The following is a 16,410-nucleotide window of genomic DNA, read 5'->3' as shown; positions in this document are numbered from 1 at the left end:
GCGCCCTCTGTGTGGTGCAAATTTGAAACAAAGGTCAACGGCGCGGCACAGAATACTGCGCGAATGCGCCACGAGCGCCTGATAGTCGACATGCCATGCACGTTTTCAGTGCAGTTGCGTCGCCCGGATTCAGGCTTCAGGGAGATGGGGATGTCGCGGGCGCCCTACGTTTTGGCACCCGGGTGTTGCGAGATCAGCGCGAATCGCGTCGCGCAAGAAGCAAATTGCCGCCGGTGGTGTTGAAGGAAATTGTGGGCGCGCTGAAGTCGCTCAGCGGTGCGCCCAGGCCGATTTCACCGCTGCCGTGCAGCACGCATTCGTCGCGCCGCAAGGCAATCTCGCCACTGGCGCCGGCCGTGCCATGAAAACGCACCCATGTGCCGTAGGTACTGACGTCCACCAGCACGCAACTGCCCTTGCGGGCCTCGATGCGCGCGTGCAGGCGCGAGACGCGCGGGTCGTTCACCACGAACTGGGCGTCGTCGACACGACCCAGGTGAATCGGCAACTCCGTGGCCTTGAACAGCGAGCGCACATCCAGCCAGGCCAACTCGATCTGCCCGAAGGTGGAGTCCGCCTGGCGCAGCGGTGGCACAAGGGTCGCCGGCATCGTGAGGAAGTCCGACACGTCGTCCTGCCAGTCGATGCGGTAGACGACGGGCATCTCGTTCTTGCCGCGAATGTTGATGGGACCGAGGTTGCGGTGGCGCACCTCGATGTTGTCGAGTTGGTCGACGACGGTTTCGGTGGCCCAGATCTGGCCGGGGCCGGCCAGGTCGCTCAGGCGCGACGCAAGGTTGACCGCGTCGCCGTAGCAGTCGCCATCCACTTCGACGACTTCGCCGCTGGCCACGCCGATCTGCAGGTCCATGCGCAGGGGTGCGGGCCAGGCCTGCAGGCGTTTTTGATGGTTGCGCTGGAGTTCAAGAACGGCGGTGGTGGCCGCTTCGCCATTGGCAAATACCGCAAAGGCGCCATCGCCCAGCGATTTGACGACACGCCCGCCGTGCGCTTCGCAGACGCCGCCGATCCACTGGATCAGGCGCGTGACGGTTTCCGTGGCGCGCGCGTTTCCCATGGCCTCGAAGACCCGCGTACTGCCCGTCAGATCTGCAAAGACAACCGTGGTTTGAGCGCCCATTTATTTCTGTAGGTTCTTGACCAGTCGCGATCCGATTATGGCAAATGGACGCGAAAGCGATGGCGATCGCTGCAATCTCGTCCAAATGCCGCGGGAATCACGCTGTCGTTCGATTTGACACAACAAATACGTTTGAGAAAACATAGTTATCAAAAATATTCATACGCGTCCCGGAAAAAGTAGCACCAAGGTATCACTTCACTCCAAAGACCATGAGCATTTGTGTGAAGTATGTTGTTTTTAAACAAGATTAAATGTTTCCTATATTGTGTGCCCGCTTGCATCCACTTAATCTTTGACCGCAACAAACCTCATCTACGGCCGCTTCTCGAACCATGGTGTCACTGCGTAGCTTCCTTCGATTCCTGCCCATGCCCGCCATTGGCATTCGCCGGCTGGAAGACCGCCATGCGGGGCGAATTCGCAATGCCATGCTCGCCATGCTGCAACTGCACAGCGGCCGCACGGTTCAACGCGTGGCGCAGCGAGTCCAGTTTGCGGACGACCTGGAAGCCCTCTGGTATTTGCGCCAGGACGTGATGACCGCCCTGAGCGACTTCGACGGCGAAGGCGCCGCCCGCCGCCAGATGAAGCAGATTAACAGCATGTTCAAGGGGCGCCTGCCCCAGTCCATGGGCCCGCGCGACCACCGCCGCTCGGGAGCCTGAGCGCCTCCCCTTCCCTTGGCGCAGCGCGCCGCCCCGCCCTGCCTGCTCAGTGATGATGGTGGTCATGGGCGTGATGGCGATGTCCCCACACCATGAACACGTCGCGGCCGTCGGCCGCCAGTTCCACGTGCGCGCCAAAGGGCAGCAGCACCTTGGTCTGGACGTGACCGAACGGCAGGCCGGTCAGCACAGGCGTTTTCACCAGGGTGCGCAGACGGTCCACGACACCCGTCATGCCGAAGCCGCGGTCGTGCGGCACCTTCTTGATTCCGGTGAACTGGCCCAGCACGATGGCCTTCTGGCGTGCCAGCACGCCGGCGTGGCGCAGCTGGTCAAGCATGCGTTCGACGCGATAAGGGTGCTCGTTCACGTCTTCCAGGAAGAGCACGCCCTTGTCGATGGACGGAAAGTACGGCGTGCCCAGCAGGCTGACCAGCACGCAGAGGTTGCCGCCCCAAAGCGTTGCGCCGTGGATGCTGCGCACCGTTGACATGTAGTCCGCGTCACGCGCCGGCGCGCGCCAGCCGGTTCCCTCGCCCTGCCCGCTCAGGAGATCGTCGAAGCAGGCTTCCATGATGTCGTCCGACCCGGACTCGGCGCCGAAGTCTTCGCCCACCGCGGGGCCGGCCCAGGTGACGGCTTCGGTCTTGGCAAACAGCGCGCACTGAAGCGCGGTGAAGTCGCTGAGGCCGACGAACTCCGTGCCCTTGTCTATGGCCTTGGCCACCGCCTTGCACGGGATGGCGTCCAGGATGCGCGTCAGCCCGTAGCCGCCGCGCGAGATCATTGCGATGTCTGCGCCGCTGGCTGCAGCGCGGCCAATGGCTGCGATGCGGGTGGCGTCGTCGCCGGCAAAACGCTGGTGGCTCGTGAGCGCGGCCTCGTCGATTTCGACCTCGTGGCCCAATGACTTGAGGCGCGCGACACCGCGTTTGAAGGCGGCTTTGTCGCGCACGGCGCTGGAGGGGGAGTAGATATAGATGTGCTTGGTCACGCCGCCAAGTATCCCATCGCGGCGCGCGCAATCGCCTGCGCTTCCCCGGGCGGGATGTCGCGCGCCTTGCCCCGTCCGCCAAAGGCCCGCAGGGCGGCTTCGAATCCGCGATCGGGAAAGGGTGCGCGCCAGGCGTCATCGAGTGTCTTCTTCCGCTCGCCCGTTGCGGGGATGGCGGCCGCAAAAATCGCGGGAGCGGCGTTGACCAGCGCATCGGCCAGCGCCTGCATGCTGGAACTGGTGACGAGCACCACCTTCTTCAGGGCCAGCCGGTCCACCCACTCCAGCAGCACATCGCGATGCCATTCCAGGGTGTGAACGGACTCGCGCTTGGGCTTGTCGCTTCTTCCAAAGCCGATGAGATCCGGCGCCAGCACGCGCGCGCATCCCGCCTGTGCCAATGCGTCCACCACGTGGCGATGGGCGAAGTTCCAGTCACCGGCGCCGTGCAGGCACAGGCAGGCGGTTTCCCCGCCATCACCGCGATCCATGTAGTGCATGCGCCAGCCGTTGAGGCGGGGGAGATAGCTGATATAGACATGCGCGCCCATGTCGCCGGCCAGTCCGTCGAAGCGGCTCTCGGGCGTTCGCAGCGCATCGTCGCGCAGCGGTTGCGCCTGGGCGCGGGCCTGCTCCCGACGGTCGCGGAAAAAAGCCTGCAACTCTTCGGCGCAGCTTTCTTCCATCACGCCGCCCTGCACCACCGTCTGGTGATTGAGTTGCGCGGAAGCGAACAGGTCGACGACCGAGCCCGCCGCCCCTGTCTTGGGGTCTGCCGCGCCGAAGACGACGCGGGCCAGTCGCGCGTGCAGCATCGCCCCGGCACACATCGCGCAGGGTTCGAGCGTGACGAAGAGTTCGCAGCCATCCAGCCGGTAGTTGCCCAGCGCGGCCGCCGCCGCGCGCAGCGCATTGATCTCGGCGTGCGCCGTCGGATCGCGCTGCCAGACGGGGGCGTTGCGCCCGACGGCAACCACGGCCCCGTCCTTCACGACGACGGCGCCGACGGGGACTTCACCGGCTTCCCGGGCGGCTCGCGCCTGCGAAAGCGCAAGCGCCATCCAGTGCGCGTCGTCCGTCACCTGGCGTCGTCGGGCAGGCTGCGCGGCTGCTGCATGGCCGCGTCGAGCGACTGCTTGAACTGCTGAACCTGCTGGGCCGGTGCGGCCCCGGCCGATATCGTCGCCGCCCCGCCGCCAGCCGGCTGCGAGGAAAGCGCGGTCGGCGCAGCGGCGCCCATTTGCTTCTTGATCGTCACGCCGACGATGGCCAGCGCGATCAGCAAGCCGACGAGACCGAGTGCGCGCATGTCAGCCGCCCTCCACCGCCGCCGCGGGATCGGCCACCATGCCCAGTCGGCGCATCCACGCGGCAAGGGCCTGCTCGTCGGGCGTGCCGGCTTCGTAGCGCGCATGCATGGCGGCATGCGCCTCGCGGCGATGCTGGTTGAGCTTGATCTTGCATTGCCATGCCGTGACACGCAGCTCGAAACCGACGATGCCGGCCAGCATCTTGAGCTGGAATTCCTCGCCCAAGTCTTGCCACTGCCGGGCGTAGGCCGGCTCGTGGTCCATGATCAGGCGCTTGAGCAGCCCGTCTTTTTCCTCGGGCGTTTCAATGAGACGCGCCTCCACCGTGCAATGCACAGCAAGGTAGTTCCAGGTCGGCACGCGCGCCAGGTCGGCGTAGACGCTGGGTGACATGTAGGCATGCGGCCCCTGGAAAGTCACCACGGCGCGCGGTCGCGCCTGCAAGTAGCGCCACAGCGAATTCGGCTTGGCGCAATGGCCCAGCAGCGACATCGCTTCGCCCTCCCCCTCGCTCACCACGATCGGCAGATGGGTAGCGTAGGGCAAGCCCTCCCCGTCCGTCGTGATCAGACTGGCAAAGGGATGCGCGCGCATCAGTTCGACCGCCACGTGGCGGTCTTTCTCGTTGAATTGCGGAGGCAGGTACATGGCGTGGGGCTTCTTGTCGCGTCCCGTCGAACGCGTGCTGTCAGGACTGGGACACTAGTGTGCCAGCGACGCGTAGACCTGCAACTGCGCGGAGAGCGCGTCGTTGAATTCGCCAAGGCTGTGTTGCAAGGCGGCAAATGCCTTCGCGACGCCGGCACCGTCTTCGTTGCCGCTGGCCTGCTCGAGCAGTTCGCAATCCCGAACCACGTCCTGCGCCTTGACGATGCGCGCGGCGCCCTTGATCTTGTGCGCGCACGACGCCACTTCCTTGCCCGCGCCGGATTGCACCAGCTCTGAGAGCTCTTCCAGGTCGGTGATATTGGTGCGCAGCAGGGCCTCGAGAAAGCTGGCTTCGATCTTGGCGTCGCCGCCGGAGAAATCCTGCAGTGAGGCGAGGTCGAATGGGCCGCCAGCACTCCTTGCGGGCGCGGACGCCGAAGGGGCGTGCACCTGCTCATCCTCGGGCAGATGGCGTTGCAGTGCTTCCAGCAGGCCATCGACGCTGATCGGCTTCATCAGGCATTCGTCCATGCCCACGTCCAGCGCCTTGCGGCGTTCGTGTTCCTGCACGTGGGCCGTGCAGCTGAGCACCGGGCAGCGCGGCAGCCGCTTCGCGCGTTCGATGCTGCGGATCGTGCGGGTGAGCACGTAGCCATCCATCACCGGCATGGAGCAGTCGGTGATGACGATGTCGAAGGGCTGCTTCTCCCACATTTCCAGCGCCACCTTGCCGTCTTCCGCCGTCTCGCAGTGGAAACCCAGGAAGCCCAGTTGCCGCTGCAGCAGCAGGCGGTTGGCGGGATGGTCATCGACCACGAGAACATTGAAGCGCTGCCTGTATTCACGCCGCTGGTCCGGGGAGATCTCCGGAGCAGCCGTCATGGACTCGGGCTCCAGCTCGGGCGCCGGCAGCACGATCAGCCGCAGCCCGACGTGGATGCTGGTGCCGGTGCCGCGCTGGCTCGTCACCGAGATGTCGCCGCCCATCTTCATGCAAAGGCGCTGCACGATGGGCAGTCCCAGGCCCGTGCCGCCGATGACGCGCGGCCCCGCCGCCTCCGCCTGGAAAAAGGGCTTGAACAGGTTCTGCACGTCTTCGGGCGCAATGCCGATGCCGGTGTCGCGCACTTCCAGCTCGACCGACTCGATGTCGTCGGCGGTGTCCAGGTGCCGCAGGCTGACTGTGACGGTGCCGGTGTCGGTGTACTTGATCGCGTTGCTCACCAGGTTGTTGACGATTTGCCGGAAACGGGGGGCGTCGATGGCGTGCCATTGCGCCACCGCCTCGTCGATCTCGACCACGATCGCCAGGCCGCGCTGCCGCGCCAGGCTTTCGAACACGTGGGCCACTTCATTGATGATGGGCCGCAGTTGTGCCGGCCGCGGCACCACCTCCAGGCCGCCGGCCTCGATCTTGGAAATGTCCAGGATGTCGTCGATGAGACTCAGCAGCCCCTTGGCGGAACTGCGCGCGAGTTCGGCCGAATCGCGATCCTGCGGAACCAGCCGGCCTTCGCGCACCAGCAGTTCGAGCATGCCCATCACCGCGTTCATCGGCGTGCGGATCTCGTGGCTCATGGTGGCCAGGAAATTCGATTTGGCACGATTGGCCGCCTCGGCCTTGGCGCGTGCCGACTCGAGGAGCTCGACCAGTCGATGGCGCTCGGTCAGGTCGATCGCACCCATCACGAGGCCCACGCGTTCGCCGTTTTTCTTTCGGGCAATGGGCGCGGCCCAGTGCAGGACTCTTTTCGTCACGCCCCCGTCACGACATCGAAGTCTTCGCTGATGGGAGTTCCATCGGCCAGCAATCGAAGGTAGTTCTGGTGGATGGCCATGACTGCGGCCGGGTCGGATTTCGTCGCATTGGACTCCGGCAAGGTCTTGCCCACCACCAGGTCCCGTGGAACCTGGAAGAGCCGCTCGAACGCGGCGTTGCAAAATAGCAGCCGCGCCTGCGCATCGCGCACGCCGATGGCGTGCGGTATGCCTTCGAGCATGGCGCGCTGAAACTCAAGCTGGTCGTTCAGTTCGACTTCTGCGGCGTGGCGACGGTTCACTTCCTTCTTCAGCGAGCGGTTCCAGACCGCAAAAAGCGCGAGGCACAGCAACAGGCCGCCACCAAAGACGTAGAGCCAGCGCACGTAGGTTGACCAGTCGGTGCCGGGCCGGCTGAAGAACATGCCGTTGGAGCGGATGCGCCGGATCTCCTCGGCCGGAATGCCCTCGAGGGCCTTGTTGACGATGGACAGCAACTCGGGTTCGTCGGAGCGCACGCCGAAGGCGATGTCCACCGGCGCATCATCGACCGAGCCTGCAACCTTCAATTGTTCGACATAGCCTTGGGCAATCAGGTAGTTGGCGGTATCGATGTTCCCGATGGTCACGTCGGCCCGCCCCTGGGCCACGAACTCATAGGTCTCGGCCACCGAATCGGCCTGGATGAGCGTGACGTTCGGCACCTTGGCCTTGATGGTCTGGGCCACGCTGTTGGGCGAGAAGTAGGCAATGCGCTTGCCTGCCAGGCTCTCGACACGCAGGAAGTCCTGCTCGCTCATGCGCGCCACGATCACCCAATGGTCGCGAAAGTACGCGTTGCTTGCCGCCATGCCCGGCGGAAGTCCCTGGCCGCGTATCACGGCCGACAGCATGTCGACGTTGCCCGCCTCGCTCCCACGCTCGGGCACGGCTTCGAAAGAGAGGCCCGTCTCGGCGGAAATCCTGTCGATGACCTGCAGCGTCAGCCCGGCATATCGCCCGGAGTGGTCCAGGAAGACGAACGGCATGAAGTCGTCCAGTGTGGAATAGCGCACCACCGGATGCGCAGCGATCCATTGGCGTTCGCTCTCCGAAAAATTGACGCGCTCGAGCCGCTCGGCGGCCTCGTAGTTCGGTGCCCATCGCGTCTTGATGTCGGTGCGCGCGCGCTGCGGCAAGGCCTCCATCGCACGGTCGAAGACCTGGCGCAGCACGTCGCTTTCAGGCCGGAAACCAAAGTGCATGGTGTCCGGCACTTCCTCGCCAAAGTTCGTGATGCGGATATTGGGTACCTGGAAGTGGTCCATCAGGTAGCTGACACCCGCGCTGATGCCCACGAACAGGTCCACCTTGTTGTTGACCATGGAACCCACGCCCAGGAACGGCGTGGCGTAGGGAATCAGCCGGGCGTTGGGGTACGCGTCCTTCATGGCAGCCAGTGAAGCGTGCCCGGCGACGTAGCCAACGTTGATGTCGCCGTTGCGATCGATGCCACGCGTCGCGGACGTCACCTCGACATGCCGAATCGAGTAGTAGGGTGTCGACAGCGCGACCTTGCTGCGATCGGCCAGGGAGAGCGGCACGGTGCCCAAGACATCGACTTCGTTGCCAGCGAGTGCGGCGGACGCCTCCTCACGCGTGCGGAACACCTTGATGCGCACCTGAAGCTCCAACGCGGAGGTGATCGCCTCAAGATAGTCTGCCGAGATGCCTTCGTACGAATTGTCCAGGTCGATGAGGTCGAAGGGCACGAAGTCGTGCGGCACCACGCCAACGGTAATTACCTTGTGATCACTTAGCCAGCGTTGTTCTTCTTCGCTGACATTGACTAACACGCGCGGAAGGTTCGTGAAGCCGACGAGCTTCGTCTCCTTGGGCGACAAGACCTCGGCAGCGGCCGACAGCGAGACAAGAAAAAAGATCGCCAGCAAGGACATCAGCCAGCGCCGGGGCCACCTCGCCGCCTTGTCGCGCATGGCCGTGCCCAGGAACTTCACGTGATGAGATCGTTGGCGCGAGCGAAATCAACCAACTCCACCAACGTGGAAATGTTCAGCTTCTCGAAGACACGGGTCTTGTAGCTGCTGACGGTCTTGTTGCTGATGAGCAATGCGTCGCCGATCTCCTTGTTGCTCATGCCGCGGGCGAGTTGCTGGAGCACTGTCAATTCACGATCCGACAGGGTCTTGACGAGGTCCGATGGAGATGTGCCTGCACCTGTGAACGAGCCCAGTGCCGAACTCGGGAAAACGCTATAGCCTGCCAGCACCGATTGCGCCGCTTGCACGATCGAACTCATGCCCTCGGCCTTGCTCATGAAGCCGTTGGCGCCGGCCTGAAGTGCGCGTGAGGCAAATATTGACTCCTGTTGCGCCGACAACACGAGCAGCTTGATGGTCGGGCTGGAACTCTTGAGCCGCTCAATTAATTCCAGGCCGTTCATCTTGGGGAGGTCGAGGTCCAGGATGACGAGCGAAGGCTGCGATTCCCGAATGACCGTCAGCGCGGTGGGCCCGCTGTCCGCCTCACCCACGATCTTGAACAGACCACTTGCTTCCAGCACGGAGCGAACGGCCAATCGGATGGCTGGATGATCGTCGACGATGACTGTTGTATGCATGATTCCCTCTCTGGTTCATCGAACAACTTCAGGTGTCCCTCCCGAGAGAACGGCGCCGTCGAACGCTGGGGATTCTGACAGGCTGCCTGGAGTTCGCTCGGATTCTAGGGCGCTTCGCTGCCCGCACGCCAGCAGGCGCAAGTGGCGAATCCATAGCCGATGTCCGCCAACAGTTGCCTCCTCTCAATGGGCGATTGCTCGCTCACCGTACCTCAATTCAAAATGAAACGTTTGTTGTCGATGTAAATGACATACCCGGCCTCCCTGCGAGCCACGAAAAATTCCGGAGGACTTCCTGTGCGACAAGACCTTTTGATCAAGGGACGCAGCCTGACGGGCTCCAGCGACCTCACGCTGTTCGCCACGATCAAGCCCGGCTTCGTGCCGTCGCTGGACGCCATCACCTACAAGACGCGGGCCAAGCGCCTGATGCAGATGCTCACCGGCGGGCGCGCGTCGTTGCATGAGTACGCGCTATACCGTCCGCTGTCGGACTCGGTGGAACGTGTGGCGGTGATTCACTCGTTTCGCGTGCTGGTGCAGGAACCGGAGGACAAGATCATGCTGGCCGTCACTTTCGACGGCACCTGGGAGTCGTACATCCGCATCCTCTGGCAGAAGGTCGGCACGCTGCTGGACATCATCTTCTGCAACACCGAGGACTACGTGAACTCGCAGTCGGCGGGCTTCGAGGCGTGGGCCAACTGGGTGCGGCGCGTGCAGACGGAAACGCACTTCTACTTCAACACGCACGGCCTCACCGTGCCCGACGCGGCCTACCTGCGCGCGCAGGACGCCATCTGCCGCTTTGCCGACAGCCCGCACTCGCGTGACCTGTTGCTGGCCCAGAACCATGTGGCGACTGCCGAGGTCCTGGCCTGGGACGCGAGCCATTCCATCGCCAATGGCGGCGTGGCCGAGACGGTGCGACAGGGCCTGCAGTCGCTGGCCGTGCTGTTCCGCCTGACGGACACCTACCTGCCCGGCACCCCTGACGGCGATGTGCTCAGGCGCGCGGCGCGCGACCTGCTCGTCGAGTTCAGGGATGTCCTGGCCTCCTTGAAGATCGCGCAGCCCAAAGACGTCGAGGCCGTGGAGAGGCGCTTCGGGCGGCAGCTCCAGTGGCTTGCGCAGGCAGACCAGGCGAGCGACCCGCCACACGCCATGCCCGTGTTGCCGGACGTGGGGCCCATCGACATGTTCCCCAACGTGCAGGCAGGCATCCTGCGCACGCTTGAAGGCGTCACGCATGGCTGCCTGGTGATGCTGGCCATCGACAACAGCGCGGCCGGCGCCTCGCTGCTGGACTACCTCATCGCCAACATGACGACCGAGGCCACGCGGCCCGCGGCCGGCGGCCTGATCACCACCTTCAGCGTGAGCTACGAGGGCTTGCGCGCGCTGGGCCTCACAGAGGAGCAGCTCGCCCTCTTTCCGCAAGAGTTCCGCGAAGGCATGGAAGCGCGCGCCAGCATGCTGGGCGACTTCCGAACCAACCATCCGAGGCGCTGGCGCTTGCCGGTGAACAACTGGAACCCGCAGCCCGGCACGACCCCACCGCCCGTGCAGATGTCGACCGTGCACATCGTCGTGCAGATGCGCATCGGCTCGCCATCGACACAGCACGACCCGGCCCAGCCGGACCATCCGCTGCACGAGTCGATCAAGCGATTGCTCAAGGATCCGGACGGCCAGGACACGCGGCCCGGCGTGCGCGTGCTGGCCGTGCAGCACATGCGGCGCCACACGACGCCCGATGGCACGCGCGCCGTCGAACACTTCGGCTTTGCAGACGGCATGAGCGATCCTGTCTTCGACAAGGACAAGGCCGGCAAGGTCTATCCGAACCAGATCGCCGTTGGTGAAGTCTTGTGGGGACGCGACAGCGAAGCGGATGTGGCGCCGGTGCCGCAAACGCAGCAGGATCAAGACCGCATGGACTGGCTGCATGACGGCAGTTTCCTGGTCGTGCGCAAGCTCAAGCAAAACGTTGATGTCTTGCACAACCTGATGCAGCAGGCCAACCAGCGGACCGGGCTGAACCCCGAACTCATCGCGGCCAAGATGATGGGCCGCACGCGCGCGGGCGAGCCGCTGGCCAACCAGGCAACGTCCAACGACTTCGACTACACCCATGACCAGACCGGCAGCCTGTGCCCGTTCCACTCGCACATCCGTCGCGCCAACCCACGGCCTGCCACGACGCCGGGCGCCTACCCGCCCGAACCCACGGGCGGGCGGCATCCGCGCTTGATGCGGCGCGGCATGTCTTATGGGCCTCAGTACGCACCACCGTCAAACCCGCTGCAGCCCGCGCAGCCCGACGGACAGGAACGGGGCCTCATGTTCATGGCCTACGTCTCCAGCCTGTGCGAGCAGTTCGAGGTGGTCCAGCGCTGGCTGACTGGCGGCAACAGCTCGGGCGGCCATTCGCGCCAGAGCGATCCCTTCCTGGGCGTGCCGGAAGTTCGTGGCCCTGACACGCCGAATGAGCGCCTCAACGAAAGGCGCGGCTACACCTTCGAGCACAACGGCGAGGCCTATCGCATCGCGCTGGACGAAGCGCCCCCGCCGGGCCGTGAAGCCCAACCCATCGTGCGGCTCGAGTGGGGCATGTACCTTTTTGCGCCATCGTTGGCGGCGGTGCAAAAGCTGCGGGAAGCGGCCGGGGCCGGCCAACGCGTGGCGCCCGTGTGGACGGTGAAGGAAGGTGCGCAAGCCATTCAATGTCTTTTCCAGGTGGAGAAGCAGGCGGGTCGCGAAGCTGCGAAGCTGGCATGGAAGGCGATGCTCGAAGACCCCGAAGCACAGGAGAAGTTTCACAGCGCATCGGTGTGGGCCGCCATCCGCACATGCCACGGCGGGGTGCTGCGCACACCCTATGGCGTGATCGTGGCCGACCGCGGCCTCATCAAGGAGGTGCTGGGCGACAGGAATGAGCGCTTCAGCGTCGCCGGCTACAAGGAGCGGATGGAGAAGTCGATCGGCTCGATTTACCTGGGCCTGGACGCCGGCAACGAATACGACGTGCAATCCGGAAAGGCGAACGAGGCCATCTCGGCCATCTCCGAACTCGATGCCTTCAACGCCGCCTTCCGCTACACCGGGGTCGTGCTGAACGCCTTCATGAAGTTCGAGAAGGAGTTCGCCGCCAAGAACAATCTGCCGCGCTGGGAACTCAACCTCGACGCCAAGGAAGTCAGCGACAAGGTGCTCGAGTTGATGTGCCGCGACTGGTTCGGGCTGCCGGACGGCACGGAGCCCGATCCATACCTCAAAGCCGGGAGCTGGCGCTGGGACTGGAAGGACGACGAGCCGCCCATCTACCCTGCCCAGTTCACCGCGCCTTCACGCTGCATCTTCCAGCCCTGGCCCAACGACAACGTGCAGGACTTTTCGCAACGAATGGGCAAGGCACTGACGCGTGCCATGGAGGAGTTCGTCCGGCGCGCCCGCGCGTCGGGTGGCTCGCCCAAGGGACCGGGCGGACAGGAGGCGCCGATTGCCAAGGCCATCCTCGGCGCCTTTCCCGACGACGATGAACTCACCGCCCGCACCCTGAGCGGTGCCTTGATGGGATTCCTGCCGACGGTGGACGGCAACTTCCGCCTCTCGCTGAACGAATGGCTGCGCGACGGCACCTACTGGTCGTTGCGCGCCGCGTGGAGCAGCGCGGACAAGAGCCGGTTTTCGAACGAGCTGGAAAAGGCCCACGCCATCCTGCGGCCCGCGCTCGTGCAGTCGATGCAGTTGCGGCCCGCGCCGGAACTCATCTGGCGCCGCGCCACCAAGGGCGGCTTCAACATCGGAAGCGAGCGCGTGCGCAAGGACGACGTGATCGTGCTCTCCCTCGTGTCGGGCGCGCACCAGTGCCTGGAAGACGGCAAGGACGATCTCTCGCTGGTTTTTGGCGGCAAGCGTTCGTCGTCACCGCACCCGACCCACGCCTGCCCCGGCTACGAGGCGGGCATGGGCGTGCTGCTCGGGTTGCTGGCGGGGCTGATCAGCACGGGGGAATGCACGCGGCCGAGTCCGGCGGCGCTGTCTTTCACATTCGAGGGACCGGCCAAGGCGACTCCCTAACCCGCTTGCGCCAGCGCCCGCTGCGCCTTGTCGAGGTGCCAGCGCATGTCCATGGACTCGAATGCGGCGCAGGCCCGGTCCAGCAGTTCGCGCCCTGCGGCGCCGTGGCCGCGCTGGAGTTCCAGCTGGCCCTGGCACAGCTGCGTGACGGCCACTTCGTGCGCCGAGCCGCGGACCTCCGCGGACCTGAACGCCTGCTGGACATAGCGCTCGGCCCGCTCGAAGTCGTTGCCCTTGGCTGCGGCCGTGGCGAGCGCACGGCATGCCAAGGCTTCGCCGATGCGGTCGTCCTGCCGCACGCGCAGGAAGAGGCGCGCGGCATGGCGGCGTGCCAGTTCCTCGTCGCCTTGCGCGAGTGCGCCTTCGACCAGCCAGCCGTGATTGAGCGAGGTGGCGAGTTCGCCCTTGCGCGCCTCGATCCATGCCGTGGCGTCTTTCACCACGCGAAGGCCTTCGGGCGAGCGCGACTGCATCCAGCGTGCGTAACCCGCCAGCGCCCGGCCCATCGCAAACTGCTGCCGGCTCTTGACCTGCGCGGCAATGGAGGTCGCTTCGTCGGCCGCACGAAGGGCGTCATGCCATCGGCCTTGCCAGAGCTGCACCACGCTGAGCCAATGGCGCACCGAACTGGCCACCTGGTGCACGGTGCCGCCGAGCAGGCGCAGGGCTTCGTCAAAGCACTCCTTGGCCTCGCCAAATTGTCCGCGGTCACCCAGCAGGTAGCCCTTGCAGGCCAGGGTGTAGGCCGAACCCACGGCGATGTTGCCGCCGGGTCGGCTCTGCACGCGCTTGCTTTGCAGAGCGTCGTCCAGCAGGTAGAGCGCGCGATCGTATTCGCAGGCGGACAGGAGCGCCTGGCCCAAGGTTGCGCGCACTTGCGCGGCCAGCCGGTCCATGCCGTGTTGCAGCGCCAGATCGAGCGCGTCCTCGCAGTGGGCGATGGCGGCGCGCGGCTGACCTTTGGAATAGTGGACATAACCGAGCCAGTATTCGGCTCGCGCGAGTGCATCGATGTCGCCGCTGGCGCGTGCCAAGTCGACGCCGCGCTTGAAAGTCGTCAGCGCGTCGGCAAATCCGAGCGGGTCGAAGACGCAGGCCAGACCGAGCTTTTGTGCAACGCCGCACCAACGCAGCTGGAGCTCGCGCGTGTTGGGCCCCATCGCGTCCAGGGCCTGGAGCGCCGCGGCGTATTGATCGCGTGCCCGGTCCAGCGCCGACGCGGCCATGGCCTTGTCGCCCGCCAACTCCGCGTAGCGGGCGGCTTCGTCGCGCAGCTCGCCGGCGGCGCAGTGGTAGGCCAGCGTTTCGTTGCCATCGTCCTGGATGCGGTGGTCGCCCCGCGCCTCCTGTGCGCGCGCAATGCGCCGATGCAGTTCCTTGCGGCGGTGCAGGCCCACGGATTCATAGATCACGTCGCGCGTCAGCGCATGCTTGAAGCGCAGGGTTCCCGCGACTTCACCGGGGTAGACGAGGTCTTGCGCCGCGAGCGCATCGACCATCTCGTGGTCGCCGCCGTCGGTCGCGACTTCCGCCAGGAGCCACTCGGGAAATACGTTGCCGATGACCGCCGCGGCGCGAACCAGTTCTGCCTGCGCGGGCGGCAGGCGCTCGACGCGCGAGCCGATGAGGGAATTGAGCCAAGCGCCACTTCCCGCCTTGGGGCCGGGCGGCAGCGCGCCGCCGCGCGCCATGGTGGACTGGCACAGCTCTTCGAGGAACAGCGGCACGCCGCCGGCGTAGCGACGAATCTCGGCGGCCACGAAAGGGTCGCATCCCGGACACAGGAATTCCACCGCCTCGGCCGCCTCCGCCTCGTCGAGCGGATGCAGTTCGATGGTGGCCGATTGGCGCGTGAGCAACTCGGCCGTGGTGTGCTCCCGCGTGGCCAGCACGACCAGCAGCGGCCTGTGAAGTGCAAGCAAGGCATCGAGCAGTTGCTGGCTCGCGTCATCAGCCCATTGCCAGTCGTCGATCACCAGCAACAAGGGCTTGTCCGCGGCCATTGCGTCGACCAGGCGGGCAAAGGCGGGCATGCCTTCGTCGATCAAACCTTTGTGCGCCTGCCATGCCTGCGGCTCGGCTTCGACCATGGTGGCGATGGCGCGCAGCATCTGGGCAAAGGGCTGCAAGGGCTCGGCGCTGAAATAGTTCTCGCAGTAGCCCTTGAGGAACAGGCATTGCGCGGCCGAGGCGTGGCGCAGCAGTTCGTCGATCAGGCGGGTCTTGCCGACGCCGGGGTCGCCGCGCACGGTCACGCATTCGGGCGTGCCGGCAATGGCTTTTCGCAGGTGGTCGCGCAACTGGCGCAAGGGCTGCTGCCGGCCGACGAAGGGGCACAGGGCCCGGCGCGCAATCCACGAAGGGCCCTGCCCGTCCGCCTTGCCCAGCAGGCGATGGACCGCCAGCGGCTCGGTGCGCCCCTTGACCTTCACTTCCACGCGCTCGCCCACATGGAAGAAGCGGGCGTGCGGGCCCAGCGTTTCCTCGCTGATATAGATGTCGTCGCTTTCGGCCAGCGTCGACAGGCGCGCCGCCACGTTGGGCACGTTGCCCAGCAGATCGAAGCGTCCGCGCTCCAGATCGCCGCCGGACAGGTAGACCAGCCCGCCATGGATACCCGAGTGCAGCGTGAGCGGCGCCAGCGCGGCGGCTTCGCCGTGCACCTGGATCTGGCTGACCGCCACATGAAGCTCCAGCGCGGCGTCGGCGGCACGACGGCCGTCGTCCTCGCGCGCCACGGGGTATCCGAAGAAGGCCAGCACGCCATCGCCCTGGATGCGGGCGATCTGCCCGCCATGGCGAGGAATGATTTCGTGGCACAGGCGCCGCAGGCTGGCGAGCATGTCGGCGTAGTCTTCCGCCTCCATCATCTCGCCCAACCGGGTCGAATCAGAGAGATCGGCAAAAAGCAGCGTCAGGTGGCGCCGCTGGCCCTCCGAATCGCCGGGGGTGACTTCATGGTTGGCGCTGCGACTGGGAAGCATTGGGGCAGTTGAAACGACTTGATCGTAAAAGGAAGTAGCAAATCGTACGCCGGGAACACGGCGCGATGACACGTTGAAAACGCTATCTGGGGTCTTGCGAGGCGGCGAAGCGAACGGTGGGAAGGGCTTGCTTCGCTGCCGATGCCGGGAGCGTGCATTGCGGCGCCCCGGCATGGGGATGTTCGCGGCTCGACGCACGAATCG

General features: G+C 65.3%; 11 protein-coding genes. 2 read left to right on the top strand and 9 right to left on the bottom strand.

Going from position 1 to position 16,410, the window contains the following annotated elements; genetic code table 11:
* Positions 1–193: 193 nt before the first annotated feature.
* Positions 194–1,141, bottom strand: a complete 948-nt coding sequence (locus QTI66_RS00475) for an adenylate/guanylate cyclase domain-containing protein (protein WP_286556686.1) — start codon at positions 1,139–1,141, stop codon at positions 194–196.
* A gap of 371 nt (positions 1,142–1,512) precedes the next feature.
* Here QTI66_RS00475 and QTI66_RS00470 point away from each other — a divergent pair, with 371 nt between their 5' ends.
* Positions 1,513–1,809 carry a hypothetical protein gene (locus QTI66_RS00470; RefSeq protein WP_286556684.1) on the top strand — a complete coding sequence of 99 codons (297 nt, stop codon included), beginning with the start codon at positions 1,513–1,515 and terminating at the stop codon, positions 1,807–1,809.
* Between the two features lie 46 nt (positions 1,810–1,855).
* Here the strand turns inward: QTI66_RS00470 and QTI66_RS00465 are convergent, their stop codons facing one another.
* Genes QTI66_RS00465 through QTI66_RS00435 form a run of 7 tightly spaced genes read right to left on the bottom strand, consistent with a single transcriptional unit; the run spans position 1,856 to position 9,139 of the window.
* Positions 1,856–2,803, bottom strand: coding sequence for an LD-carboxypeptidase (locus QTI66_RS00465; RefSeq protein WP_286556683.1), 948 nt, complete (start codon positions 2,801–2,803; stop codon positions 1,856–1,858).
* Complete coding sequence (tadA, locus tag QTI66_RS00460; protein WP_286556682.1) at positions 2,800–3,885, bottom strand: tRNA adenosine(34) deaminase TadA; 1,086 nt, start codon at positions 3,883–3,885, stop codon at positions 2,800–2,802. The genes QTI66_RS00465 and tadA overlap by 4 nt, the downstream gene beginning before the upstream one ends.
* Positions 3,882–4,112 (bottom strand): hypothetical protein, encoded by a 231-nt coding sequence (locus tag QTI66_RS00455; protein ID WP_286556680.1) that lies wholly within the window; start codon positions 4,110–4,112, stop codon positions 3,882–3,884. Before QTI66_RS00455 ends, tadA begins: the two co-directional genes overlap by 4 nt.
* Before the next feature lies 1 nt (position 4,113).
* Entirely contained in the window at positions 4,114–4,761 is a 648-nt protein-coding gene (locus QTI66_RS00450; protein ID WP_286556679.1) for an FMN-binding negative transcriptional regulator, read from the bottom strand.
* Between the two features lie 54 nt (positions 4,762–4,815).
* Positions 4,816–6,519, bottom strand: a complete 1,704-nt coding sequence (locus QTI66_RS00445; protein WP_286556677.1) for an ATP-binding protein — start codon at positions 6,517–6,519, stop codon at positions 4,816–4,818.
* Positions 6,516–8,516: a transporter substrate-binding domain-containing protein gene (locus QTI66_RS00440; protein ID WP_286556676.1), complete on the bottom strand. Its 2,001-nt coding sequence runs from the start codon at positions 8,514–8,516 to the stop codon at positions 6,516–6,518. The genes QTI66_RS00445 and QTI66_RS00440 overlap by 4 nt, the downstream gene beginning before the upstream one ends.
* Positions 8,513–9,139, bottom strand: coding sequence for a response regulator transcription factor (locus QTI66_RS00435; protein WP_286556675.1), 627 nt, complete (start codon positions 9,137–9,139; stop codon positions 8,513–8,515). Before QTI66_RS00435 ends, QTI66_RS00440 begins: the two co-directional genes overlap by 4 nt.
* Before the next feature lie 297 nt (positions 9,140–9,436).
* On the opposite strand from QTI66_RS00435, the gene QTI66_RS00430 reads away from it, so the two are divergent.
* A complete protein-coding gene (locus tag QTI66_RS00430) occupies positions 9,437–13,222 on the top strand; it encodes a Dyp-type peroxidase (RefSeq protein WP_286556674.1) in 3,786 nt (1,261 codons plus the stop codon).
* Here QTI66_RS00430 and QTI66_RS00425 read toward each other — a convergent pair.
* Entirely contained in the window at positions 13,219–16,206 is a 2,988-nt protein-coding gene (locus QTI66_RS00425) for an ATP-binding protein (protein WP_286556672.1), read from the bottom strand. The two genes, QTI66_RS00430 and QTI66_RS00425, sit on opposite strands and share 4 nt — an antisense overlap.
* Positions 16,207–16,410 lie beyond the last annotated feature (204 nt).

This window comes from Variovorax brevis, assembly GCF_030317105.1.
Lineage (GTDB): Bacteria > Pseudomonadota > Gammaproteobacteria > Burkholderiales > Burkholderiaceae_C > Variovorax > Variovorax brevis.
The sequence above is the reverse complement of the archived record's forward strand: the minus strand, read 5'-3'. Positions and strand labels throughout refer to the sequence as shown.

Bases quoted from the DNA above. Each gene is read 5' to 3' on its own strand.
- QTI66_RS00450 (WP_286556679.1), bottom strand. From the start codon at position 4,761: ATGTACCTGCCTCCGCAATTCAACGAGAAAGACCGCCACGTGGCGGTC.
- QTI66_RS00455 (WP_286556680.1), bottom strand. From the start codon at position 4,112: ATGCGCGCACTCGGTCTCGTCGGCTTGCTGATCGCGCTGGCCATCGTC.
- QTI66_RS00425 (WP_286556672.1), bottom strand. From the start codon at position 16,206: ATGCTTCCCAGTCGCAGCGCCAACCATGAAGTCACCCCCGGCGATTCG.
- QTI66_RS00475 (WP_286556686.1), bottom strand. From the start codon at position 1,141: ATGGGCGCTCAAACCACGGTTGTCTTTGCAGATCTGACGGGCAGTACG.
- QTI66_RS00470 (WP_286556684.1), top strand. From the start codon at position 1,513: ATGCCCGCCATTGGCATTCGCCGGCTGGAAGACCGCCATGCGGGGCGA.
- QTI66_RS00435 (WP_286556675.1), bottom strand. From the start codon at position 9,139: ATGCATACAACAGTCATCGTCGACGATCATCCAGCCATCCGATTGGCC.